A 23,892-nucleotide genomic window follows, 5' to 3' on the forward strand; every position below is an offset into this window, starting at 1 on the left:
CTAGGCATAGCTCTTGTTATTTATATTTCATATTCACTGTATGCCGTTTATCTATATGAGCTTATTCTTGAAAGGAATTCGGAATTGGTTCCAAAAATAGAATGGGTATTGACAATTTATCTTCTTTTTTACTTTGCAATAGCCATTTTTAAGAAGAGTTTATTAATCAAGAAAAGATGGCCCAAACAAATCAAGCTAGTCATTTTTCTCATTAATAAAACTGATTTTTGGAAAGCCTCGATAATCCTGGCAGCAACAAATTTTCTTTTCCAAATAGTATTTTTATGGAAGTCAATAAAGTTCGAAATCGTTGATCTGAGTTTGTTCTTATATCTTCTGGTTTTACTTTTTTTTACTCATGTTTTGATAGGGATATGTTTTGGCTTCATCATTCCAAAAGAAGTTGAAAAAAGAAAATTATTTCTCTTACTTTTTATACCAACAATCCTGAGTTTCTACTCTCTTTCAAATGAACTCATTAGTGGATGTCTATTTTATTTAGCGGCTCTTCCTATAATGTATTTTTCTTTGGTTGCCCTAGGTTATTGTAAGCCGATAATAATTCATTACGGAGAAAAAAAGGAATATGAATTGCGACTATTTAAGAGGATAGCTAAGGGGAGCAATGGTGAATGTGCTAATAAGAAAGCAAGAGAAATATCTCTACTGAGTTTTCTTGTCTCCTGTATTGTAGTTGTGTCACTTAATAATAACCTAGTTAATTCCTTAAATGGATTATCCGAAAATCATATAGCTCTTGAGTTTGATGTTTTGTCATTTCCATTTGAGGTCGACTCCTACCTAAGGTACGATTTGAAGTCGAATGATTTGAGTGAAATATTAATAGATCCTGGTCAGGCGTTTTGGTTATTAGTAGTTGCTTTCTTTTTGACTTTCGGATCTCAATTCTTTCATGATTTAATTGATAGGCTTTACCTACTAAAAGAAGCAAAGAAAGGTTTGGCGAACATTCGCAAAAACTTCCAGGTTGAGGATCGCAATCATGAATTGGAGCTAGAGAACAGATATTTCCAGATGAGAGATTTAAATCAGGAAAAAAATGGAGTCTCCGACCCTACAAGACTTGCCGTTATTGATAATGAAATCAATAAAATCGCAAAAAGAGCAAAAGAATTGACAAAAGAAATCTATGGCAATTAAACGAGCACTTCTGTCTGGACTTGGCGAATCATACAACGAGATTTTAGGTCGTAATTATCGATCATTTCAATTTCTTGAGAAGAATATCGCTAAGCTTTCTTGGCATTTAGGGAAAAAAAGATGGCGAACTACATATCTCTTGGAAAAAGAATCTACAAAGGATAATATACTTGATGGTATTAAAAAAATAATAAATGCCTCTTCTGCAGGAGATAGAATCCTTTTTTACTTTTCGGGTCATGGCGATAAATCAATTTATAGTCAAAATGAAGATGATTCAGGTGATGAATACTTGATTACATACCATGAGGATTTGAGATATCGCAGCACAGTTAACTCTCGTCAATTACAAACAAAATACTTCCTTCTAGATAATGATTTTACTCATGTAATTGATTCAATAGATGATAAAATTTTGGTCATTATTATTCTTGATTGCTGTAAATCTGGAGGTATGCTTGATTCAATTGAACAATACGGCAGAATCAACAGCAAATTCAAAAATGTCATCTTTTTCAGTTCTTCGATAGAAGAGCAAGATTCCTACGCTACTGAGGACTACAGTTTGTTTACCATGTCTCTTTTAAACGCCTCCTTAGAATCAGATACTATAGGTGAACTTGCTGAGAAAACTAAAGCATACCTAAAAGATGAATTCGTAGGACAAAAATCATTGATTCTTTATGATAAAAAATATGAGAGCAGATCCTCATTCATTTAAAAAATATCCTTATGAAAACTAAATTACTTTACGCATTATTGCTTATATCTTGTATCACCACTTTTAGTCAAAAGAAAATTATCTTAAATGATAAGACTGTTGAGATAAGCGCCTCTAAAATTCATGCTTCACTTTTTGAAAAGAAAGAAGACGGATATCTTAAGTTCTACAATAACTTCTTGCTAGGTAGTCTTCCGAACTCTGAATATTTTAATAAAATCCTTGGCGAAGGAGACATGAAGAATAGAGCAATTGTATTCATTCATCGAAAGTTTAAAAAAGGATCATTTACAAGGCCACTAGTTTTTGAGGATATAGCGTCTTTATCAGACGATATCTATAATGATATCAAAAAGAAATATGAGATTTTCTATAGTGTAGAGGACATTCAGGTAATGCTCAATCTAATAAACGAAGAGATTTCTATTTTAAATAAATTGAAAAAAACTGAAAATATTAAAGATCTGGAATCGATTAAAAGAAAGCTGATTAACCAGTTAGATCCTGTCAAAAAGGGATCATTTATCGATACCCTGGTAGCCACTTCTTTGACAGATGTTCGAGCTATTCTAATGAATGATTATGAAAAGCTTGAGACAAGTTTTGTGTCAGATAATATAGAAACTTTTGTTATTGTTAAGAGAGGAAATAAATGGTCAGATGATATAGTTGGGATTAATAACATTTTGTATGTAATCATTGATGGGAAAGGCGATTTAGGAAAGGGGAAGTTTAAAATCGACAATAAAAAATCTAGTTTTTCGCAAGAGCTTGATGATGTTGGAGATTTAGCACTAAAGCTCTTCAAGATGGGACGAAAAGATCAAACATTTTTATTGGATGAAAAGGTTAATGTGCGTCTGGTTGAATTGGCCCACAATAAAATCAATCCGCCTAGTGAAATTAACTATATCTATAAACTAGCTGACTCAGATAATAATGATACAATCAAAATCGATATTAAAGAGAAAATACGTGCCAATCTGAAGCTTGGAATTACCAGTGCTCAAGTAGAGAGGAGTCTTTTCAAAATCGATAATAAACAATTAATTATTAGTCCTGATAGTGTTCAGACTGAAGAAATCAAGCAGCACCTCGCATTGAACTTTGTATTTAGACCATTTTATCATACAGATGAATATAAGCCCAAATTTTTTAAGTATGATTATGAAAACAATGTTTTGAAAAGGTTGGGAATAATTGGCGGATTTAATTTTTCATTAACTCCATTTGATAATCTATACTTAGGTGTTTCATATGACCTTTCAGAGTACTTTACTTTCGTAACAGGATATACTTGGAATAACATACTTGACTCTGATACTATTGATATCGGCGACATATCCTCAGTTAAAGATGCATTGAGTCTTGCAAGGAAAGATTATGGGGATCGTCAATTGTTTTTTGGACTTTCCTTTAGCCCGTCCACAATAACAAAAATTTTGGGAATAAAAGAAGATGATTAAATCATGTAGGTGAGCCTTATTTTAAAGGGTTCTTAACTTTTTTAAGAGCTCCCCCACATCCTCCTCCACTATCGCCTGGTCATGTAGTGATTGGTAAAGGAATCCCTGCTTTTCCATGTGGTCGAAGAAAGCGATGAAGTGGTTGTAATAACCATTGGTATTGAGGAAAGCACACGGTTTATTGTGGTAGCCGATTTGAGCCCAGGTCATTACTTCGGTCATTTCCTCTAAGGTTCCAACACCCCCGGGAAGTGCGATGAATCCGTCTGAAAGGTCGGCCATTAGCGCTTTACGTTCATGCATGTCTTTGACACGATATAGTTTCGTGATGCCAGTATGTGCGACCTCCATTTCATAAAGCTTGTCCGGGATTACTCCGGTGATCGTCCCCCCATTTTTAAGTGCCGTTTCTGCTACAACACCCATCAGACCCACATCACCACCTCCATACACAATCTCTATCCCTTTTTTCACCAGTGTTTCTGTCAGCTCTCGTGCAGCACTTTCATAGGCTGGGTCATTCCCCATTTTGGATCCACAGAAAATAGCTATTCGCTTCATTGCTCTAAAATATGAAATTACCAGTAAGGAATATGAATTGACTCAATGAATCTGAAATTGGACTTTTTCCACATTTCGACGAATAAAACGGTTGGAAGTTTATCAATTGATAATATCCAGTTTCTTTTTCATTACTTTTAAAAATTCATATAACCGCCTATCAATGAAAACTTTACAGTTTAAAAGATTCTCAGTTTTTATCTATGCCGCCTTTATTCTCATTGCTTGTCAGGATGATGCAATAGTTGAGGAGGAACTTATCGAGACAGATTTCGATATGATTATAGCTATCGAGCTAGCAGACGAATACCTCAGCTCAACTGCGGGAAGGGATAATTCAGAAAGGTCAATAACTGTTTTAAAATACCATAAGGATAAATTGTATTTTGCCACAAACACAGATGACGTAAAGGGATACCAAGAATTGACTGAGACATCCATAACTGCAATTGTTGATCCAGGGGAATTCGTTTTTTGGTATGCCGGCGGGGGAGTATCTGATCTTGATGGTATTGAATTCGATCCTACCTCTCAGGATGACCTTGACGAATACCCAGAGGAAATTAATGCTGACAGAATGTGGAAGTTACAGGTTCCAATGGATGGAGATCTTCCTATGTACAAATATGATATCCTCTATCAACATAAAGATAATGATGGTACCCCGATACGATTGGATCCTAAAATAAGGGTAAAAGGGGATGAAGAAGAATGAAACCCTGAAAGTTAACGTCAAATGAATGTGCTAAAGAAAATTGGTCTTCTAATCTCTTTTTTCGCACTCTCATACTTCACTTTCTGTCAAAATCAAGCCAAAGCGGATAGCCTTAGAGGCTTGATAGAGAAAGGTGAGCTGGAAGGCGAAAAAGAGTTGCGTGTCTATTATTGGCTGTCCAGTTATTCCAGTTCACCGGAGGATGTGCTGAACTATGCCAATGAACTTTTGAAGCTAGCTGAGACAGCCGAAAATCTTGAGTATAAACTGAAGGCATATACCAATATAGGCATTGCCCATAGGCTGATGGGTGATCTGGATGAAGCACTTGAATATCAGTTTAAATGTGCGAAAGAAGCAATTGGAAAAGAGGAATTCATACCATTTATGGCTGAGGTGTATAGCGAGATATCGACTTGCTACACACAGAATGGCGATTCGGAAAATGCCCTCCTCTATGGGGCAAAAACAATTCAACTTCTTCGCGGAACTAGCCGGAAGCAAGAGCTTGCGCTTACACTCTTAAATTTTGGCTATGACTATTACTTAGTAGGTGAGTATGATTCGGCAATGGCTTACTATAATGAAGCCGAACCGATACTGGAAGAAATAGATATGCAGGTTGGACTGGCATATATAATTGGAAATCGAGCTTTGGTTTATTGGAAGAAGGGGAATGCTGAGAAGGCGAAAAAAGACATTATGCTCGCAATTGAAATGCTGAAGCCAATAGGTGATACCTACGGTATGGCAGATTATTACAATCAGCTAAGCAATATCTTGATAGAAGAAAACGCTTACAACCAAGCGATTGAATATGCACTAAAAAGCTACGATTTTGCTACTTCCGAAGAGCTCAAAGAGCAGGCTAGAGATGCCAGCAAAAGTTTGTACTTAAGCTATACAGCCATTGGAGAGTTTGAGAAGGCATTGAACTTTCAGACACAATATCATTCACTCAAAGACAGCATTCAGAATTTAGAAACTACTCAGCGTCTGGCCAATTTGCGCACAGAGTTTGAGGTTGGCCGTAAACAAGTTGAAGTTGATCGTTTGATTGAGCAAAAAAAGAGCAACCAGATCATTATGATCGTTGGTGGTATACTCCTCGTGCTTTTTATCTGCCTGATTATCATCATCTATTCGTTCCTTAAAACAAAAAACAGACTGAATCGCAAGCTTGAAGAACAAAAGAATTCTTTACAGCTACTCAATTCCACAAAGGATAAGTTTTTTTCTATCATATCACATGATCTCAGAGGGCCGGTAAACACGCTTTCAGGCCTGGTGACTGTTTCTAAAATTTACATGAATGAGGGGACTAAAGAGCAGACGATGGATATGATCGACAAGATGGAACATTCTATTGGTCGCCTTACGAAATTATTGGATAATCTTCTCACCTGGGCCTTACAACAAAGGGGGCATTTTCCACACATGCCTGAGCCTCTAAGTATACGATTTTTGCTGGATGATATGACTGATATGTTTCAGGAAATGTCACAATCAAAAAATATCAAACTTGACTATGACTTAAAGGGAGATTTTCAACTGTATGTAGATCGAAATACAGCATCCACAATTTTAAGAAATCTGATAAATAACGCCATCAAGTTTACTCCAAATGATGGTCACGTTCAGATTATAGCGGAAGCCGATCACGATAAAAAGATAGGTGTCATAAAAGTGATCGATAATGGAGTGGGTATGTCTGAAGAAAAGCTTCAGCACCTATTCAAGCTAAATGAAAACAACTCAACAAAAGGCACTTCCGGAGAGACTGGCTTAGGTTTAGGTTTGCAGCTGGTTTATGATTTTGTCAAACTAAATAAAGGTAAAGTGGAAGTTGAAAGTGAAGAGAGCAAAGGCACAAAATTCATAATTACGCTCCCACTTAGTCCTGAATAGGAACGAAGCTAAGTCTGGGATGGTTTATAGATTAAAATTTAGACTTATGTCTTCAATCCAAAGCGTATATCCACTGGGTTTTCCATGGAAAACACAAGACCCATTCCTTTTCTGTGTATATCATAGAGACCTGTTTCCCAAAGGAAATGATTCGCAAGGACCACATCCGGAGCATTTGAAAGGACGAATGATCGGGCAGGACTTCACTGTAAAAGATGGCTGGCGGATGTACCATGGGCAGCAGGTGCCGGGCTTCCCACAACACCCACATAGAGGCTTTGAAACCATTACGGTTGTTCCTGAGGGATTGGTAGATCACTCAGACAGTATGGGCGCTACCGGTAGGTTTGGTCATGGCGATGTGCAGTGGATGACAGCAGGGAAGGGCGTTCTACATTCGGAAATGTTTCCATTGGTGAATGATGACAAAGACAACCCATTACTATTGTTTCAAATCTGGCTTAATCTGCCCAAAAGGAGCAAGTTTGTTGATCCTCACTACAAAATGTTGTGGGCTGAGGACATCCCAATACACAAAACAGAAGATGCCGAGATTACTATCGTTGCAGGAGATTTTGTAGAAACCAAAGCACTAAATTCTACTCCGGACTCATGGGCAGCTGATCCAGAAAATGGAGTGGCTGTATGGCTGATCAAGGTCAAGCCAAATGGAAATTTGGTGTTGCCAATAGCGGATAAAGAGGTGAACCGATCCATTTATTTTTATAAGGGAGATACCATCAAACTGGGAGAAGAGTCACTTAGCACAGAACAAGGCGCTAATCTACATGCCGATCAAGAAACAATCCTGGAAAATGGAGGTCAAGAAGCTCACCTACTTTTATTACAAGGTAAGCCAATAGGAGAACCGGTAGTTCAGCAAGGTCCATTTGTGATGAACACGCAGGAAGAAATTTATGAAACTATTCGTGAGTATCAGCGGACGCAATTCGGGGGCTGGCCATGGCCAAAAAATGAATTTGTACACCCAAAAGAAAAAGGTCGATTTGCATTACATGCAGATGGTAAAGAGGAGATAAGGTAAGTTTTTACCATTTTTTTCAGGTAATATAATTCCGTCATTAGAAATACCCTGATTAGGGTATTGTAATTCATGGAGAAGATTGCGATCTTTAATTTAAGAACTAGCCAAGCTTTACCATGTCACCTAACTACTCAAGGCATTCAAACAATGCTTTGAATTACATATTATCTCTCCAAACTTCACAGAGATGAAAGAAGAACTCTTAAACAGGAAGTTGGAGTTGGAGATAGAGCAGCTTGAGAAACAACTCACAGCTAAAAAGAAAACCTCTCTCGAACTTTTCAATGATTGGATAAAAAGGTGGTCCGTTACCATTCTGACCTTCGCTTCAATCATTGGAGGCCTTTGGGGTCTTATCATTCCTATCAAAAATTATTACGACGAACAGAGTAGAAGGCTTAAGTATGAGCTAAACAGTCAAATGGTTCGCTTTGTGGATCAGCTCAATGATGATGCGATGCAGGATCAGGCAATCATGATGCTCCAGTATTATGAAATGAACGCCTTTGATATCCTTGCTTTTAGATTAGAGAGGGCCACAAAACAGAATCAGTTTAGGCTCAGACCTGCCATAGCAGATGCTATGAACAGTATCTACTTAAAAGGTCATCATGAAGTGGTTGACCAGTTGCTTGAGTTTACAGGTAGATCTTTGCGAAAAGTAAAAACGAAATCGGAAAATATAAATGAGGCTAAATACAGAGCTTTTTTGAGCTATGTTTTTGTGCTGAATGAAATCGAAAGCACCCCAAAAGACTCAAAGAAAATACGAAAAGAGGCTGAGTTATTGTTGAATGATGTGCCGGAATCCAAGCAGGATGAATTTAAACCGCTTGCACAAGCACTGGAATCCCTAATCAATGAAAAATCTGATTAAAATAGCGACCTTCCTGGCTATCATTGCTGCTAATGGGCTCTTTGCACAAAGTGCTAACAGAAAGATGTTGCTTCTTTCGTCAGATATTGAAAAGCAATGGTACCAGCCTATTTCTGATTCTATTTTCTCTAAGCTGCAAGGCACCAACCTTTTTACAGAGCATCGAAGAAGTGTGGTGTGGGAAAACATATCCAGCGATGATAAAAACAAAATAAAAAGTAAGGTTGGGTATATCCTTAAAAGTAATATTCAGCCCAGGCCCGGATCACGAGACTTGTTTATCACTTTCACTTTAGAAGATGTAGGCGGCACTCCCATTGCAAATGAGCGATTGATTAAGCGAGTAATAAATAATGATGCGAAAAAACTTTCAATTAATGAGATTGTGACAACCGTCTCAAAAGAAATTCTTCATTTTCAGAAACATGGAAAGTTTAAGACCAAGCTAAAAGTAAGCGAAGAATCTACCTGTGAATTTGTGGAAGCCAAGTTCTTGCAATACTTGAAGATTTATTTGAAATCGCATAAGGAGATTAAGAAACTACATGAATTGTGCTTTGACGATGAATGTATATCCAAAATCAGTGTAAGTATTTTTGATTGCCAGGAGGTGGATGGAGGCCTGTTGCTTACCCTACTAATTGATGCCAATGATGATCCAAAGTTGTCGGATAAAAACATCACTACTGATTACAAAAAAGGCAGTAAGCTACTAGCTGAGCACATTTTTGATGAAATAAGAAAATTATAGCAATCAATATCATGAGAAAAATTCTACTCCTTTCTCTTTTATGTACATACCTTTTTGCTGCTAGTCAGAGCATGGAAGCGAGAAAGGTTCAGGTAACCCTGAATCCCTTTAAGGACATATCCGGAAATATTGGCGATAAAAAGCTAGAAGCATTATTCACATCCTCTTTCGAAATGGCAATGACCGTTTATGATGATGTTGAACTTTCTCCGACTCAAACATATGCTAAGAGAGCTACCGATGCACCCCAGACTGTTCGAGTTTCAGGGGAGTTTGCATTTGTAGAGAATGATATCAGACTCTATATAAGAGTTGCCGGTCCTGAAAATTCAGTTAATCTGGATGTTATTTCATACCCATCAAGAAACACCTTACTTGCTATTCATGAAGCTGCTCAAAAAACAATTAAAGAGGTTCGAAAGCTTACTACTACTGTCGGTAGCAGAGCTAAGCGTCTGGCTCTATTACCTCTAAGTGGCGATGATGAAGGTTTTGTGAATGATTATTTAAGAGAGCTTGCCATCAGTACCAATGAGCTTATTATCCCTTGTGAAAATCTTGGAGTAGCCAGATGGGATGAAGCTGAATCATTTTACTTTTCTGAAGAAGCATTGCCACGTGTTTTGTCACAATCAGGATTCGATGCGCTCATTACGCTGCGAGTTTTAGAACAAAGTGATGACCTCACACTTCAGGTTGGTTTTATTTCCTCAGAAAAAAGAAGAACCATTCCCATGGTGGAATATGATCTTTTCGGGGATGAAGTAGATTTATTGCATCATGATATTAATGGTTTTCTAAAGATACTGGTAGATGATGAAGGCAATTGGAGTACTAAGGTTTTTGAGGAAAACCTGGAGAGTGCAGATGCCTATATGGAGAAAGGTGATGAATACTACTATGATGGAGATCTGTTCCTATCAAATTTTATGTATTCTAAGGCTATAAAGCTAAATCCCAAAGATGCCCAATTGCATCTATTGAAGGGGGTCAACTATCATCACCTTGTTGTTCAGGCCCAGGATAGGGGAGATTACACTCTTGGTGATTCTTATTTAATACTTGCCAAGGGCCTATATCGCAAATCTTTGCTGCTAGACTCTGGGTTGGTACAACCTAAGGTGGAATTAGGTAAAATCTTACTGTATGAAGGCTATTATAAGGAGGGACTAAACTTTTTTGAGAAGGCATATAAAGAGGATCCGGATTATGCCGAGCTGAAAACAGAATTAGGGGTAGCATATTACTGGAATTACATGTATAAAGAGGCCATCGAAGTGCTTGAAGACGCTTTGGAAGTTGGAACTAATGATCGTGCAAAATATTTCCTGGCACTTTCATATCAATCAGATCAGAAAGTTGAGCAATCAATCAACTTAATGACCGAATTGTATAACAATAATCCGGACAATGCGACCTACCAGTTTGGTCTCGGAAGCGCATATGCCGAACTCGGCATAGAAAAGTATAATGGTGAACAATACTCTGATGCGATAGGTCTTTTTGATAAGGCAAGAAGCTATTACGATATAGACTATCTGAGCAATTACTATAGAGAGTCCTACCTGAATCAAGGTGAGTATGCGAAAGCTGATGAGGTAGTAGAACGTGGAATTGCAGAGGGCACATTAAATGAGAATTATATCTATTATGACCATGCCAGTGATATTGTAGGGGTTTGGTTACGTTCAGGTGTAGCAAATGATGAACTATACAATCAAGCTGTTCGGTATACCGAAAAGCATATTGATATCGCACCAGAAGATCCTGCCGGTTATTCCCTACTTGGAATGGTTCATTACAATCAAGGTAATAATGAAGCTGGCCTGGAAAACATGGAAAAAGGCTGGATGCTTGATTCTACCGATACCTGGGCTGGTGTCAACCTTTTAGAATGCTATCTTGTTGGGAAGGAATATAATAAAGCAGTGAAGCTATACGAATACCTCGAAAGTATTGAAGGAGAATATATTTTCTATGGGGACCAAAAGACAATGCTGAAATTTCTTGGATTCTTAACCAAAGTGGTGGTTGGTGAATCGCACCGGCCTGAGCGAAAATTTTTGGACGATTTCATTAACGATGATGGAGAGATAGAGAGTTGGTATTACAACTTAATCGACGATTGGATTGAGGAGGTATCGCTTTCTTCTTCTAAAATGGAGTTGATAAAAGATTATCTAGCCAAAGTCAAAGAAATAACTACAGTCTACTAATGTGCCTATTCATGTATTTGAAGATATTTGAGCAGTGACCTAGTATTTTATGCCTGAAGATCCAAACATCACTGTAGCCAGATTCAATTTTAAGCAAGCAATTGTTGTTGCCATTATCACCGGGCTAACTACCCTGGGCGGAACACTTTTAACCATGCAGTCAGGCAAAAGTGACGACACACCAGATTTTAATAATGATTTAGAAGACTGTCAGGAGCAGTTGCAGCAAGCATCTGCATCACTAGAAAATGCCATCACCATTTCTAGCTTAAGGGATATATCAAATATCTACTTTGGTCAAGATGCCAATGAACAAGCCGTTAAAAACACTATACGAGAACTGATAAGTACCTCAGAGCTCTATAAGAAAGACAGCCAGCACTACATGCATAAGCTGTTTAGACTCAAAAAGCTAATGCTTGCAAACGGCGGAAACATTAATGTGCGCGTGAGTAATGCTAACAAGGAAGCCTGCGGTTTAATTCAGGATTTGTTAAAGGGAATTGAGTACTACAAGGGGAGTATTGATGGTAATGTCGAAAGCACTAGAGTAGCTGTTGAAGACTTCCAGAAAAAGCTAAATAATTTCACTCCGGGCTACTTTGAAGAACAAAACATCGGAATAGTAGGTAAAAAAACCTTCAATGCGATTTTGGAGCATTACGAAAGAAGTTAATTGCTTTCATCAATATTGGTTTAATTCGCTAAGAGATAACCAACTTATCTAACACATGAAACGTCGCAACTTCCTGACCAAATCTGCACTGGCAGCTGCAGGAGCTACCACCTTAGCTTCCTGTGTCAAATCCGAGGAAAAGTCTCAGGGTCCCTATATCAATTTTAATAACACCTATCGGTGGAAGATGACCACTACCTGGCCACCCAATTTTCCTGTTGTAGGTGAAGGATGTAAGCAGCTGGCTGATTGGGTGCACAAAATGTCGGGAGGCCGTATGGAAATCACTGTTTATGGAGGTGGAGAATTGATACCCGCACTGGAGGGATTTGACGCGGTAAGCAATGGTGCTGTAGAAATGAATCATGGTGCTGCATATTACTGGGCGGGAAAAGTTCCGGCTGCTCAGTTTTTTGCTGCAGTTCCATTCGGGATGAATGCACAGCAGATGGGGAGCTGGATAATTTCAGGAGGAGGTGCTCAGCTGTGGGAGGAGCTGTATGAACCATTTAATATCCAGCCGATTCTTTGTGGTAATACAGGCGTTCAGATGGCAGGTTGGTTTAAAAAAGAAATAAAAACAATTGATGATCTCAAGGGGCTAAAAATGCGTATTCCCGGATTAGGAGCCAAGGTGTTGGAAAAGGCAGGTGGTACTCCAGTTTTGGTTTCAGGTGGAGAGATTTATACAAATCTTGAACGAGGTGTAATTGACGCTACAGAGTGGATAGGGCCATTTCATGATTACCTGATGGGATTCTACAATGTAGCCAAATATTATTACTATCCCGGATGGCATGAGCCGGGACCCGCATTGGAAATGATGATCAACAAGCCAAAATTTGAGGCACTTCCAACGGACCTGCAGGAGATCATACGTACCGCCTGTTATCGTACCAATAGATGGATGGGGGCAGAGTTTGATGCAAGGAATGGGCAATATCTACAAAAGATCATAAATGAAACAGATGTGACAGTGGCACCATTTCCGGTTGAGGTTTTAGAGGCATTGAAAGGGTATACTAAAGAAGCACTAGCGGAACTTGTCGAGCAAGATGCTCCTAGCAAGAAAGTATATGAAGCCTTCGATAAGTTCAGAAAAGATGTGAGTGTGTGGATGAATGTAAGTGAAAGAGTATTTTATGAACAAATTATGTAAATTGTTAGTCTTCGAAAACATCTTCCAATGACACCTTAAATTGGGGAAGAACACTGGAATTGACAGATACATTTCCAATGAATTTACCCCTTAATACATATTTATCCTTTTTAAGATCAAAAATATCAATCAGATTTTCACCAGGATATACAACCCAATATTCTTTCACACCATTCTCCTCATATAACTCAAACTTATTTTCAAGGTCTTTCTTTGCAGTGGAGGGCGAAAGAATTTCAATGATTAAATCGGGCGCACCTTTACATCCCAACACATCTAGTTTGGTATGATCGCAAATCACACAAATATCTGGTTGAACAACTGTTAGAATTTTATTATCAGGATCATCTGAGTTTTTAGGCAGTCTCACATCAAACGGTGCAGCAAAAACTTTACATGATTTCCCTTTGAGAAAATTTTTAATTTCAGACCCCAAATTCATGCTAATTGTTTGATGATTAGTTCTAGGTGCAGGGGACATTTTGAAAATTTTTCCTTTGATGAGCTCAACACGCTCTTCAAAACTCCATTTCAAATAGTCTGCATATGAATACGTTGCTTCAGGCTCAAGCAACGATATATCATCTACCGGTTGTTCAGGAATATTATACTCATCAGCCATACAACTAAGTTAGTGAAAAAGGCATAAAAAAGGCCGGCTCCTGGAGCCGACCCTCGCAATAGCTAGCCATAGCTAATGCTGCCTTAGTTTATCTTTAAAAAAGGCCGATCCGATTCGCGAACCGGCCAATCGCGTTAGTTCCCCAAGTAGGGGACCAGCCTTTAGTTTGCTTTAATAATCCTATAGCTTGATGAACGGTCACCATCGCTCACCTGTAGGATGTACAGCCCTGAAGTCAGGGACTGAATATCAAACTCAAGTTGACTTCCGCTTTTTGTTTGAATCGCTTTACCGTTTAAATCCGATAATCGTACGGTTACTTCTTTATTGGTATTTACATTGATAAAGTCTGAAGATGGGTTTGGATAAATCTTCACTTCAACATCTGCTATTCCAAGTGGAGCTTCATTTACGGTGAAAATAAATTCATCGGAAACCGTTCCTCCATTACCATCATTAGCTGTTAGTGTAATGGTACTGCTACCAATGCCAACCTCGTTTATCTGGATTTGATCATTCGCAATGACTTCAGCAGTAACAACAGTCTCATCACTGCTGGTAACTGTAATGGTCAATACATCTCCATCGGCATCTTCGAAGACGTCAGCATAGCTAAATTGCGCAGCTCCGAATCCCTCTTCCACTTCCATTTGATCATCAAGTGGGTTTACGACTACCGGCGCAGTATTTGGAGCCTCATTCACTGTGACGATAAACTCATCCGAAACTGATCCCCCGTTTCCGTCATCAGCCGTCAAAGTGATTGTTGCTGTCCCAATACCAACTTCATTGATCTGGATTTGATCATTTGCGATTACTTCTACGGTTACTACGGTTTCATCACTGCTGCTTACTGTTATAGTAAGCGCATCCCCGTCGGCATCTTCAAATACATCAGCGTAATTTATTTGAGCCGCACCAAACCCTTCCACGAGTGATGTTTGATCATCGAGCGGGTTTACGACTACCGGCGCAGTATTAGGTGCCTCACTTACTGTGACAACAAACTCATCTGAAATTGATCCCCCGTTTCCATCATCAGCTGTGAGCGTAATCGTGCTGGTACCTATACCAACTTCATTAATCTGAATTTGATCATTGGCGATTACTTCTACAGTGACTACAGTTTCATCACTACTACTTACTGTTATGGTAAGCGCATCCCCGTCGGCATCTTCAAATACATCAGCGTAATTTATTTGAGCGGCACCAAATCCTTCGATAAGTGACGTTTGGTCATCGAGCGGGTTAACAACAATTGGCGCATTGTTTGGAGCCTCACTTACTGTGACAACAAACTCATCTGAAACTGATCCCCCGTTTCCGTCATCAGCCGTCAAAGTGATCGTCGAAGTTCCGACTCCAACTTCATTGATCTGGATTTGATCATTGCCGATTACTTCTACGGTTACTACGGTTTCATCACTGCTGCTTACTGTTATAGTAAGCGCATCCCCGTCGGCATCTTCAAATACATCACTATAATTTATTTGAGCTGAACCAAACCTTTCCACAAGTGAAGTTTGATCATCAAGAGGGTTAACAACAATTGGCGCATTGTTTGGAGCCTCACTTACTGTGACGATAAACTCATCCGAAACCGATCCGCCATTTCCATCATCAGCCGTCAAAGTGATCGTCGAAGTTCCGACTCCAACTTCATTGATCTGGATTTGCTCATTGGCGATTACTTCTACAGTTACTACGGTTTCATCACTGCTGCTTACGTTGATGGTAAGCGCATCCCCGTCGGCATCTTCAAATACATCAGCGTAATTTATTTGAGCCGCACCAAATCCTTCCACCAGCGACGTTTGATCATCAAGTGGGTTAACAACAATTGGCGCATTGTTTGGAGCCTCACTTACTGTGACGATAAACTCATCCGAAACCGATCCGCCATTTCCATCATCAGCCATGAGTGTAATTGTTGCTGTCCCAATACCGACCTCATTGATCTGGATTTGATCATTGGCGATAACTTCTACAGTAACTACCGTTTCATCATTGCTGGTCACGGTAATGGTAAGTGCATCCCCATCTTCGTCCTCAAATACATCACTATAATTTATTTGAGCAGCATCGAATCCTTCAACAAGTGACGTTTGATCATCTAATGGATTGACCACAACTGGCGCATCATTTACATTGTTAACTGTCACCTCTAAATCATCCGATACTGAACCACCATTTCCATCATTGGCAGTAACGGTAACTGTTGCTGTGCCATTTCCAACTTCGGAAACGGTAAGCGTTGTTCCAGTGATACTAACTGTTACAACAGTTTCATCTCCACTAGAAGCTTCTAGTGATAGGGCATCTCCATCCTCATCTGTGAATGTGTTGGAAAGGTCTATTTCAATGCTACTAAATCCTTCATTCACATTCTGATCAGAAATGGCATTTGCAACAATAGGGGCATCATTCACATTACTGACTGTGACGATAAATTCATCTGATGTTGTAATACCCGAACCATCATCTGCCGTCACTGTCACTGTTGAGCTTCCAAAAGAGCCAATTTCAGTTATCGTTAATGTTGATCCTGAATTGCTTACTGTTACGATCGTTTCATCGGAGCTTATAACTTCATAGGTCAGTGCATCCCCATCCTGATCGGTGAAAACTCCGCTTATGTCAATTTCTATGGAAGTAAATCCTTCATCCAAATCCTGATCAGCAATAGGGTTTGAAACAAGAATGCTTTCATTTTCATTGGTAATAGAGATGGTAAACGACTTGCTGAAAGTACCCCCATTTCCATCGTTTGTTTCGATTCGAACCGAGTAGCTGTTCTGAGTTTCAAAATCAAAAGCTTCTGCTGCCTGCAACTCATTCCCAACAATATCAAATGAAGCATTGTCTGTATCTCCTGTACCGCTTACAAAATTGTACGTGAAGCTTTCGCCTGCATCTTCATCTGTGGTAGATAGTGTGCCTATTACATCCCCTATTGAATTATTTTCTACAATAGAATTCGCACTCAGTAATAAGTCAGTAGGTGCTTCTGAAACATCGTTTACCGAAATAGAAAATGTTTTTTCATCTGTATTTCCGGTTCCGTCATCAACCATCACACGAATGCTGTAATTGCTTTGTGATTCAAAGTCAAAACTTGCACCCGTCAATAATTGATCATCTGAAATGGAAAATGCTGTATTATCATCATCATCAAGACCACTTACCAATGCATAGGTGAAGCTTCCTGAAAGGTCTTCTCCGGATGTTGAGAAAGAACCTACATTGGAACCAGCGCTTTCATTTTCATTAATTGAAGTGTTACTAAGTTCAAATGAAGTGATGCTTGCCGGGATATCATCGATTGAAATGGTAAACGATTTCTCAAACGAACCACCATTACCATCTTCTGACCGCACTCTTACCGAGTATGAATTTTTTGTTTCATAGTCAAAGACTTCACCACTCAAAAGATCACTGCCTGAAATAGTGAACGAGCTATTATCAGTATCACCAGTTCCGGATACAAGGATATACGAATGCAATTGACCTGCATCCTCATCAGTAGAAGATAATGATCCTACAAGTGTTCCGATCTGATTACTCTCCTCTACGGTGTTATTACTTAACATTACATCTGTAGGGTCTTCATTCAAATCATTGATCGTGATGATCACAGCCTCCTGAAATGTTCCGCCATTGCTATCATCTGTTTGAACTCTAACAGCATAAGAGTTTTTGGTTTCAAAGTCTGGAACAAAGCCTAATTCAAGAGAATTTCCACTAACTGTAAACAAGGCATTATCAGTGTCCCCAGAGCCTGTTACGAGCGAATAAATGTGAGTGTCACCACCATCTTCGTCGTTAGTTGTCATTGTTGCAACAACAGATCCACTTGAGCTATTTTCATCCATTTGCGTGCTTGAAAATATGATATCCGAAGGGTCATCATTTATGTCATTCACAAAAATGGATATTGGAGACTCAACCGATAAACCACCATCATCTGTGGCTCTTACGCGGATTGAATACTCCGCTTGAGACTCGAAATTAAAGGTCTCCAGGTTTACAAGATTTTGTCCTTGAATCTCAAATTTGTCATTATCATCGGATCCTGATCCTGTAACCAACTCGAACGAATGAGAATCACCTTCATCTTCATCACTCACAAAAAAGCCTGTAAGAGTTGAACCACTTGTTAAGCCTTCATCAAATTCGTTTTCGTTCACGTCAACATGCGATGGTGCTTCATTCACATCTGTTACATTAATCAACAAGACCTGTTCTATTGTTGAACCTTCACCATCATCGGCCATGACCCTGATCGAGTATTGGTCTTGAGATTCATGGTCAAATGAAGTAGAACTTCTAAGTTGTCCACTTACAATTGTAAATGATCCATTGCCTGAATCTCCTGTACCTGAGACCAGTGTGAATGTAAATGAAACACCTTCAATTTCATCTCCAAGGGCATATAGATTCCCAACTGCAGTGCCAATAGGGTCATTTTCATCGATGGTATTACTTGTAATTCCAACACCTGTTAAGCCAGGAGGTTGATCGTTAATTGAAATGGTGAATGCTTTTTCAAAAAGCCCACCGTTTCCATCGTTGGTTTGAATTCGAACAGAATAGCTTGTTTTTGTTTCATAATCAAAAATCTCAGCACTTCGTAATTCATCTCCTGATATATTAAATGATGCATTGTCAGTATCACCCGTACCACTTATCAATGTATATGTGTAGGTTTCTCCTATGTCTTCATCGGTAGTGCTCAAATTACCAACCGTTGTTCCAGCCGGAGAAGACTCGTCAATATCGCTTGAAGATAAAAGAATATCCGCTGGAGCTTCATGTTGATTGCTGATTGTGATTGCGAAGACCTTCTCAAACGTACCGAAGTTTCCATCATTTGTTTGTACTCTGATAGAGTAAGAGTTATTCGATTCAAAATCAAATACTTCCGATGCTCTTAGCTGATCACCATCAATATTGAAAGAAGCGTTTCCAGTGTCTCCTGTTCCACCTACTAAAGAGTAGGTAAATGTTTCACCATCATCTTCATCTGTGGATGAAAGTGTTCCAATCACATCGTTGATGCTATTGTTCTCAGTTATTTCAAAAGCACTCAAGGCAATATCGGTCGGGTCTTCAGGAACATCATTTATTGTAATTGTGAATTGCTCTTCAAATGTTCCACCGTTTCCGTCATCGGTTTGAATACGAATGCCATATGAGTCTTTAACTTCAAAATTGAAACTCTCTGATGCTCGAAGCTTATCATTTAAGATGTTGAAAGAAGCATTATCAGTATCTCCTGTACCACTAACCAATGTGTACGTGTGCGTTTCTCCACCATCATCGTCAGTTGTAAACAAGGTGCCAATTTCAGTGTCTACCGTGTTGTTTTCATTAATCGAGGTGCCAAACAGGTTGATGTCTGTAGGTGCTTCGAAAACGTCATTGATGTTAATTGTGAATGCTTTCTCAAATAGCCCGGAATTTCCATCATCCGTTTGAACCCTGATTGAATAAGTATCTTTTGATTCAAAATCAAAAGCGACGGAAGCTCTAAGTTGGTCACCATTGATGTTGAAAGAAACATTGTCTGTGTCGCCTGTGCCACTAACCAAAGTATACGTGTAGGTTTCGCCTGCGTCTTCATCAGTCGTTGTTAACTGACCGATGACATCATTGACAGCATTGTTTTCATCCATATCATTTTGATCCAATGCAATGTCGGTTGGGGCCTCATCTACATTTGTCAAATCAATTGTGATAGTAGCGGAGTTGGTCAGCGAACCATCTGTAACCTCTACAGTAAGATCAAACGAAGGGTTAGTTTCAAAATCCATATCTGTTTGATCCGCAACTGTTATTTCTCCGGTGTTAGGATCAATAACGAACCCACCAAGATCATTGCCTGCTGTGATTGAAAAAGTAATTTCATCACCATCCCCGTCACTTGCTACTACCGTTCCTACTGAAGTTGCATTCACACTGTTTTCTGCAATTGAAAATGTTTGGTTTTCAATTGATGGAGCTTCAATAAAGCGAATAGATAATTCGCTATCGGCTGAGATTGCATGCGTTACAATGGATGCATTTCCAATAGAGAAAGCGGAATTTTCGAAGGTGAATATTAAACCTTCCACATCGTCTGATGCATCATGCGAAGTAGCAGTTCCACTTGCAGTCAAAGTTCCTGTTTTACCATCCGCTGATACAGTAATGGAAGAACTCAATCCAGCTGGTAGATTGCTGATGTTGTAGTCAACTCCTTGAGTTAAGGTACCACCTGCGTTGGCAAACAATTCATCGTAAAGTTGTAGAACATACGATCCGGTAATTGTACCATCATTAGATGCACTTTCTTCCATACTACCGACCTGCATGTCGAGTTGATTAATTTCATCTCCATTGTAACCGACTATAAACATTCGGGCTCCATTTTTACTAAAAGCGATATCTGTTGGACCGAATTCGTAGGCGTTTATATTAACAGGGTTCTCATAAGGAGTAACACCACTTGTAATATCAAAAGCATTTTCTAAATGATAGTTATGCACATATTTTTGAGAAGCCTGTGTAGAGCTGCCCATGATGACCATCTTCGTGCCGGATTCACTAAAAGCAATTCCATTCGGTGTGTTTTCCTGATCTAAAACAGAATATGACCCATCTAATGTTGCTCCGGAGCTTATGTTGTAGGCAGATGTAAGCGAAAATTGACTTACCTGATCAGTGCTTGCCGAAGTGGTAAACAATTTCATTCCATCAGTACTAAAGGCTAGTCCGTTTGGATACCCCTGAGCGGAAACGTCAAGCGAGTTATTGGAATAGCTAAACCCTGAAGTCACATCATATGGAGTGGAAAGGGTGTATTCCAATATTGATTCACTTACTCCTCCAGCAATAAACAAGCGACTTCCGGTATCATTAAACGCCAGAGCTAATGGGCTATCATCTTGCGCATTAAGGCTAGTTGAGCTTCCATCAAGCGTTGCTGTTGTTACATCATACGCTGTTGAAAGGCTGTATTGAAAAACCTGATCATTGCTTGTACCTACAATGTAAACTTTAGTGCCATCGTTATTGAATGTGATCCCGTGGGCACTACCCTCCTGAGCTAAGATGCCAAAATTTCCTGCACCAGCAAAATTGGCTGGGTTGTAAGCGTAATCATATACCAGAACAGGTTCATTTTGGGTAAAGTCAATGCCTATTTCGCTGGAAGCTGAAATGGCATCAATAACTGCCGCCGCATTGCTGTTGGTGAATGCACTGTTTTCAAAAGTAAATGTGAGGCTTGCTAAATCATTAGCGTCTTGGTGCAATGCTGCGTTACCTCCAAGAGTCAATGTGGCGCTCAGTCCATCAGCAGCTACTGTCAGCGTTGGAGTTAGTCCACTGGGAAGGTTATCTACGGTGTAATCAGTAGTTTCCGTTAAGGTTGATCCTGCATTCGTAAATGTATCTCCTGTTATTGATACCAAAAGAGAACCATCTACCGACCCGTCATTTTCCTCTGTTTCTACAAACCCACCGGTATTGATAAGGTACTCGTGTAAAGAATCATTAAAATCTGATCCTAGGTACAACTTCGAGCCATCACTACTGAAGTGAACACCATGGATGCTAGAGTTTTGGTTGTTGGTAAGGACAATTGGTCCAATGGGTGTAACTCCGGATGAGATATCAAATGGGGTAGCAAGCGCGTACTGGTAATGACCAATGTAGAGTATGGTTCCATCCGGATTCAATGTGAGGTATGTTGGATCCAGCAGCTCGTTTGTCGGGTCAAACGATACATTATCATAAGTGACACTTGCTGTAACATCATATGCTGATTCCAAAGTATACTGATGTATCAAATCATCCACGATTCCCGAAATCAACATCTTTGATCCATCGGTATTAAACGCTATTCCCCATGCGGAATTGGAGCCAGTTTGAGCAGCCACAGATCTGTTGCCGTCGAGTGTAACCCCTGAAGTTATATCAAATGGTGTTGTTAAGCTAAACTGTGTGATTTGGTTTAGTTTATTGTCAACAATGTACATCTTAGTTCCATCTGGATTAAACTTTATCCCTCGTGGTTCATTCATGCCGGTGGCATACGGTGACCCATCATGTGTTACAGTGGAACCTAAATCGAAAGCGGAAGAGAGACTGTATTGATATACATTTCTGTCCCCAGCCATAAGGAACATTTTGAAACCATCTGCACTAAAAGTGACGCTACGAACTGACGTTGACTGGCTGGAAAAGTCAAATGAATTTCCAGAATACGTAGCACCATCTGTAAGATTAAAGAACGATCCGTAGGTAAGGAAAGGATCATCAATAGTGATTGTGATAGAGGCGCATGAGGCATTATCTTCATTGCAAGAATAACCTTCGGCTCTTACGTAATAGGTGGTTTCCACGTTAGGAGAAACGGTAATAGATGTCCCACTTCCAACAGGAGTTCCACCACAGCTTCCGCTGTACCATTGCCAGTTTGCTGCGTCATTGAGATTTCCCTCATTGATGGAAAGTGTGGTTGAGTGTGTTGGATATACACTTATAGCTGTAGCACCAATCGTTGGTACATCTGCAAACCTTTCAAGAATATACTTAGCTCTAAAGCCCTCATAATTGGAACCAGAAGGCGTTAATGAGGTTGTGCCACCACAAAAATCGAAATTATTAGATGCATACCTGTATGTGCCAAGCAACTCCATTCGTGTGCCTTCAATATCAATATCGGTGAAAGATCCATAGCCCGGTGATTCATCTTTGATGAGGTTTCCACCTGCGTCATAGGTTTGATAGACCAAATCCAATAGCGTGCTATTTGGCTTTGTCCATATAAGATGAAGTTGACTCTGATCATCCACCTCAATGTCATTAGGAGTATCAGTGCCACTTCCTCCCTTTTGAAAAGCCCATTGAAATGTGCCGGAGGAATTGAATTTGGAGATGGCAAAGTCTTGGCCATTTGGAGTAAAGGATGTTGTGCCACTTCCAGGATCAAAATCTGCGGCTATTGAAAATCTACTGGAGACATATATGTCTTGCGTGGCGGGATCAATAGTAATGATTGATTCAAATCCATCTGAACCCCATTGCTCTCCTGTAAGAGCAACATTATTAGCATCAAACTCTAATAGGAAGTTACTTCGAGTGCCAATTACCGGAAAATTTTTCCCATTCACAGTCATGTCACCCCTTTGAAATCCTGTAACCCAGACATGGTCATCACTATCCAGAACTACATCTGTAAACTGACCTGTTCCTCCCGGAAATGATATTACCGATGAGAAATCGCCGTTTCTGTCTAGTGTTAGTAGATATGGATCTCCAATAGTTGTCGCTGTTTCATTTTGAACGCCTGCTCCCGGATCAAAATCAGTTGTTCCACCGAAACTTCCTGTAATAACAAGGTCAAGGTTGCTTTTGATAGCCATGGAAGAGGTGGACACAGAACTACTTCCATCATTGCTAACAATATTTCTGGCGTAATTGAAGGCTCCATTTACATCGAGACTAACCAGGCTTAAGGCAGAAGGGTGATTAGAAGTGATGAATGTGCCAGCACTTGGATCAAGGTCATAAGGACGGAGTGTGCTTGCCAGCATATATACTCCTGATGAATGAGCTAGAATATCAATGTCCTGATAATAGCTGGTTGAAGCACTTCCACTTGGTTGAGGTTCTATATGTTTAACCCATTGAAATACTCCACTTGAATTAAGTTTGAGAATAAAAATATCTACTCCGTCATCAGAGTCTGTAAGTGTGGTGACTCCTGCTCCGGGATCAAAGTCTGGGGTTCCAGTAAAGGAACCGGCGTAATAAGAATTGCCCGAAGCGTCTATTGATACAGATTCAAAGCTAATATTATCCGTTGCAAGAACTTCGTCAAGAATTTGTGCACTTGCCATGCCCATCATTGCGAGCATAAAGGCAAGAAGAAGAATTTTGTTTACTAAGACTTTAGTCATGGCGTTTGCGATTTAGTTTGAATTCAAACTTGCCGCTATACCATTAATAATCACCTGACCCTATGGG

At 39.5% G+C, this 23,892-nt stretch carries 14 protein-coding genes; 11 read left to right on the forward strand and 3 right to left on the reverse strand.

The window, feature by feature from the left end; translation table 11 throughout:
* Positions 1-591 precede the first annotated feature (591 nt).
* From CHB71_RS18715 to CHB71_RS08110, 3 genes are read left to right on the forward strand one after another with little or no spacing between them, the layout of a single operon-like run.
* Entirely contained in the window at positions 592-1,161 is a 570-nt protein-coding gene (locus CHB71_RS18715; protein WP_144017370.1) for a hypothetical protein, read from the forward strand.
* Positions 1,151-1,882, forward strand: coding sequence for a caspase family protein (locus CHB71_RS08105; RefSeq protein ID WP_089356418.1), 732 nt, complete (start codon positions 1,151-1,153; stop codon positions 1,880-1,882). Before CHB71_RS18715 ends, CHB71_RS08105 begins: the two co-directional genes overlap by 11 nt.
* An 11-nt stretch (positions 1,883-1,893) precedes the next feature.
* Positions 1,894-3,348, forward strand: coding sequence for a hypothetical protein (locus CHB71_RS08110; RefSeq protein ID WP_089356419.1), 1,455 nt, complete (start codon positions 1,894-1,896; stop codon positions 3,346-3,348).
* A 21-nt stretch (positions 3,349-3,369) separates the two neighbouring features.
* Here CHB71_RS08110 and CHB71_RS08115 read toward each other — a convergent pair whose 3' ends face one another.
* Entirely contained in the window at positions 3,370-3,909 is a 540-nt protein-coding gene (locus CHB71_RS08115) for an LOG family protein (protein ID WP_089356420.1), read from the reverse strand.
* A 163-nt stretch (positions 3,910-4,072) separates the two neighbouring features.
* On the opposite strand from CHB71_RS08115, the gene CHB71_RS08120 reads away from it, so the two are divergent.
* The 8 genes from CHB71_RS08120 to CHB71_RS08155 all read left to right on the forward strand — a co-directional run bounded on the left by CHB71_RS08120 (position 4,073) and on the right by CHB71_RS08155 (position 13,256).
* Positions 4,073-4,624, forward strand: coding sequence for a hypothetical protein (locus CHB71_RS08120; protein ID WP_089356421.1), 552 nt, complete (start codon positions 4,073-4,075; stop codon positions 4,622-4,624).
* A 27-nt stretch (positions 4,625-4,651) separates the two neighbouring features.
* Positions 4,652-6,532 (forward strand): ATP-binding protein, encoded by a 1,881-nt coding sequence (locus tag CHB71_RS08125; RefSeq protein WP_179213348.1) that lies wholly within the window; start codon positions 4,652-4,654, stop codon positions 6,530-6,532.
* A 46-nt stretch (positions 6,533-6,578) separates the two neighbouring features.
* Complete coding sequence (locus tag CHB71_RS08130; RefSeq protein ID WP_089356423.1) at positions 6,579-7,577, forward strand: pirin family protein; 999 nt, start codon at positions 6,579-6,581, stop codon at positions 7,575-7,577.
* A 187-nt stretch (positions 7,578-7,764) separates the two neighbouring features.
* Complete coding sequence (locus CHB71_RS08135; protein ID WP_089356424.1) at positions 7,765-8,454, forward strand: hypothetical protein; 690 nt, start codon at positions 7,765-7,767, stop codon at positions 8,452-8,454.
* A complete protein-coding gene (locus tag CHB71_RS08140; RefSeq protein ID WP_089356425.1) occupies positions 8,438-9,205 on the forward strand; it encodes a hypothetical protein in 768 nt (255 codons plus the stop codon). The genes CHB71_RS08135 and CHB71_RS08140 overlap by 17 nt, the downstream gene beginning before the upstream one ends.
* Before the next feature lie 11 nt (positions 9,206-9,216).
* On the forward strand, positions 9,217-11,421 hold the full coding sequence (locus CHB71_RS08145) for a tetratricopeptide repeat protein (protein ID WP_089356426.1): 2,205 nt from the start codon (positions 9,217-9,219) through the stop codon (positions 11,419-11,421).
* A 49-nt stretch (positions 11,422-11,470) separates the two neighbouring features.
* Complete coding sequence (locus CHB71_RS08150) at positions 11,471-12,097, forward strand: peptidoglycan-binding protein (protein ID WP_089356427.1); 627 nt, start codon at positions 11,471-11,473, stop codon at positions 12,095-12,097.
* A 55-nt stretch (positions 12,098-12,152) separates the two neighbouring features.
* Positions 12,153-13,256 carry a TRAP transporter substrate-binding protein gene (locus CHB71_RS08155; protein WP_089356428.1) on the forward strand — a complete coding sequence of 368 codons (1,104 nt, stop codon included), beginning with the start codon at positions 12,153-12,155 and terminating at the stop codon, positions 13,254-13,256.
* 4 nt (positions 13,257-13,260) lie between these two features.
* On the opposite strand, the gene CHB71_RS08160 is transcribed toward CHB71_RS08155, so the two are convergent.
* Positions 13,261-13,878, reverse strand: coding sequence for a Uma2 family endonuclease (locus CHB71_RS08160; protein WP_089356429.1), 618 nt, complete (start codon positions 13,876-13,878; stop codon positions 13,261-13,263).
* A gap of 161 nt (positions 13,879-14,039) precedes the next feature.
* A complete protein-coding gene (locus CHB71_RS08165) occupies positions 14,040-23,825 on the reverse strand; it encodes a cadherin domain-containing protein (protein WP_089356430.1) in 9,786 nt (3,261 codons plus the stop codon).
* Positions 23,826-23,892: the final 67 nt, after the last annotated feature.

The organism is Ekhidna lutea, from assembly GCF_900188325.1.
GTDB lineage: Bacteria > Bacteroidota > Bacteroidia > Cytophagales > Cyclobacteriaceae > Ekhidna > Ekhidna lutea.

What these genes read in the sequence shown, in the direction of transcription:
- CHB71_RS08105 (WP_089356418.1), top strand. Translation starts at nt 1,151, where the DNA reads ATGGCAATTAAACGAGCACTTCTGTCTGGACTTGGCGAATCATACAAC.
- CHB71_RS08110 (WP_089356419.1), top strand. Translation starts at nt 1,894, where the DNA reads ATGAAAACTAAATTACTTTACGCATTATTGCTTATATCTTGTATCACC.
- CHB71_RS08115 (WP_089356420.1), bottom strand. Translation starts at nt 3,909, where the DNA reads ATGAAGCGAATAGCTATTTTCTGTGGATCCAAAATGGGGAATGACCCA.
- CHB71_RS08120 (WP_089356421.1), top strand. Translation starts at nt 4,073, where the DNA reads ATGAAAACTTTACAGTTTAAAAGATTCTCAGTTTTTATCTATGCCGCC.
- CHB71_RS08130 (WP_089356423.1), top strand. Translation starts at nt 6,579, where the DNA reads ATGTCTTCAATCCAAAGCGTATATCCACTGGGTTTTCCATGGAAAACA.
- CHB71_RS08135 (WP_089356424.1), top strand. Translation starts at nt 7,765, where the DNA reads ATGAAAGAAGAACTCTTAAACAGGAAGTTGGAGTTGGAGATAGAGCAG.
- CHB71_RS08140 (WP_089356425.1), top strand. Translation starts at nt 8,438, where the DNA reads ATGAAAAATCTGATTAAAATAGCGACCTTCCTGGCTATCATTGCTGCT.
- CHB71_RS08145 (WP_089356426.1), top strand. Translation starts at nt 9,217, where the DNA reads ATGAGAAAAATTCTACTCCTTTCTCTTTTATGTACATACCTTTTTGCT.
- CHB71_RS08150 (WP_089356427.1), top strand. Translation starts at nt 11,471, where the DNA reads ATGCCTGAAGATCCAAACATCACTGTAGCCAGATTCAATTTTAAGCAA.
- CHB71_RS08155 (WP_089356428.1), top strand. Translation starts at nt 12,153, where the DNA reads ATGAAACGTCGCAACTTCCTGACCAAATCTGCACTGGCAGCTGCAGGA.
- CHB71_RS08160 (WP_089356429.1), bottom strand. Translation starts at nt 13,878, where the DNA reads ATGGCTGATGAGTATAATATTCCTGAACAACCGGTAGATGATATATCG.
- CHB71_RS08165 (WP_089356430.1), bottom strand. Translation starts at nt 23,825, where the DNA reads ATGACTAAAGTCTTAGTAAACAAAATTCTTCTTCTTGCCTTTATGCTC.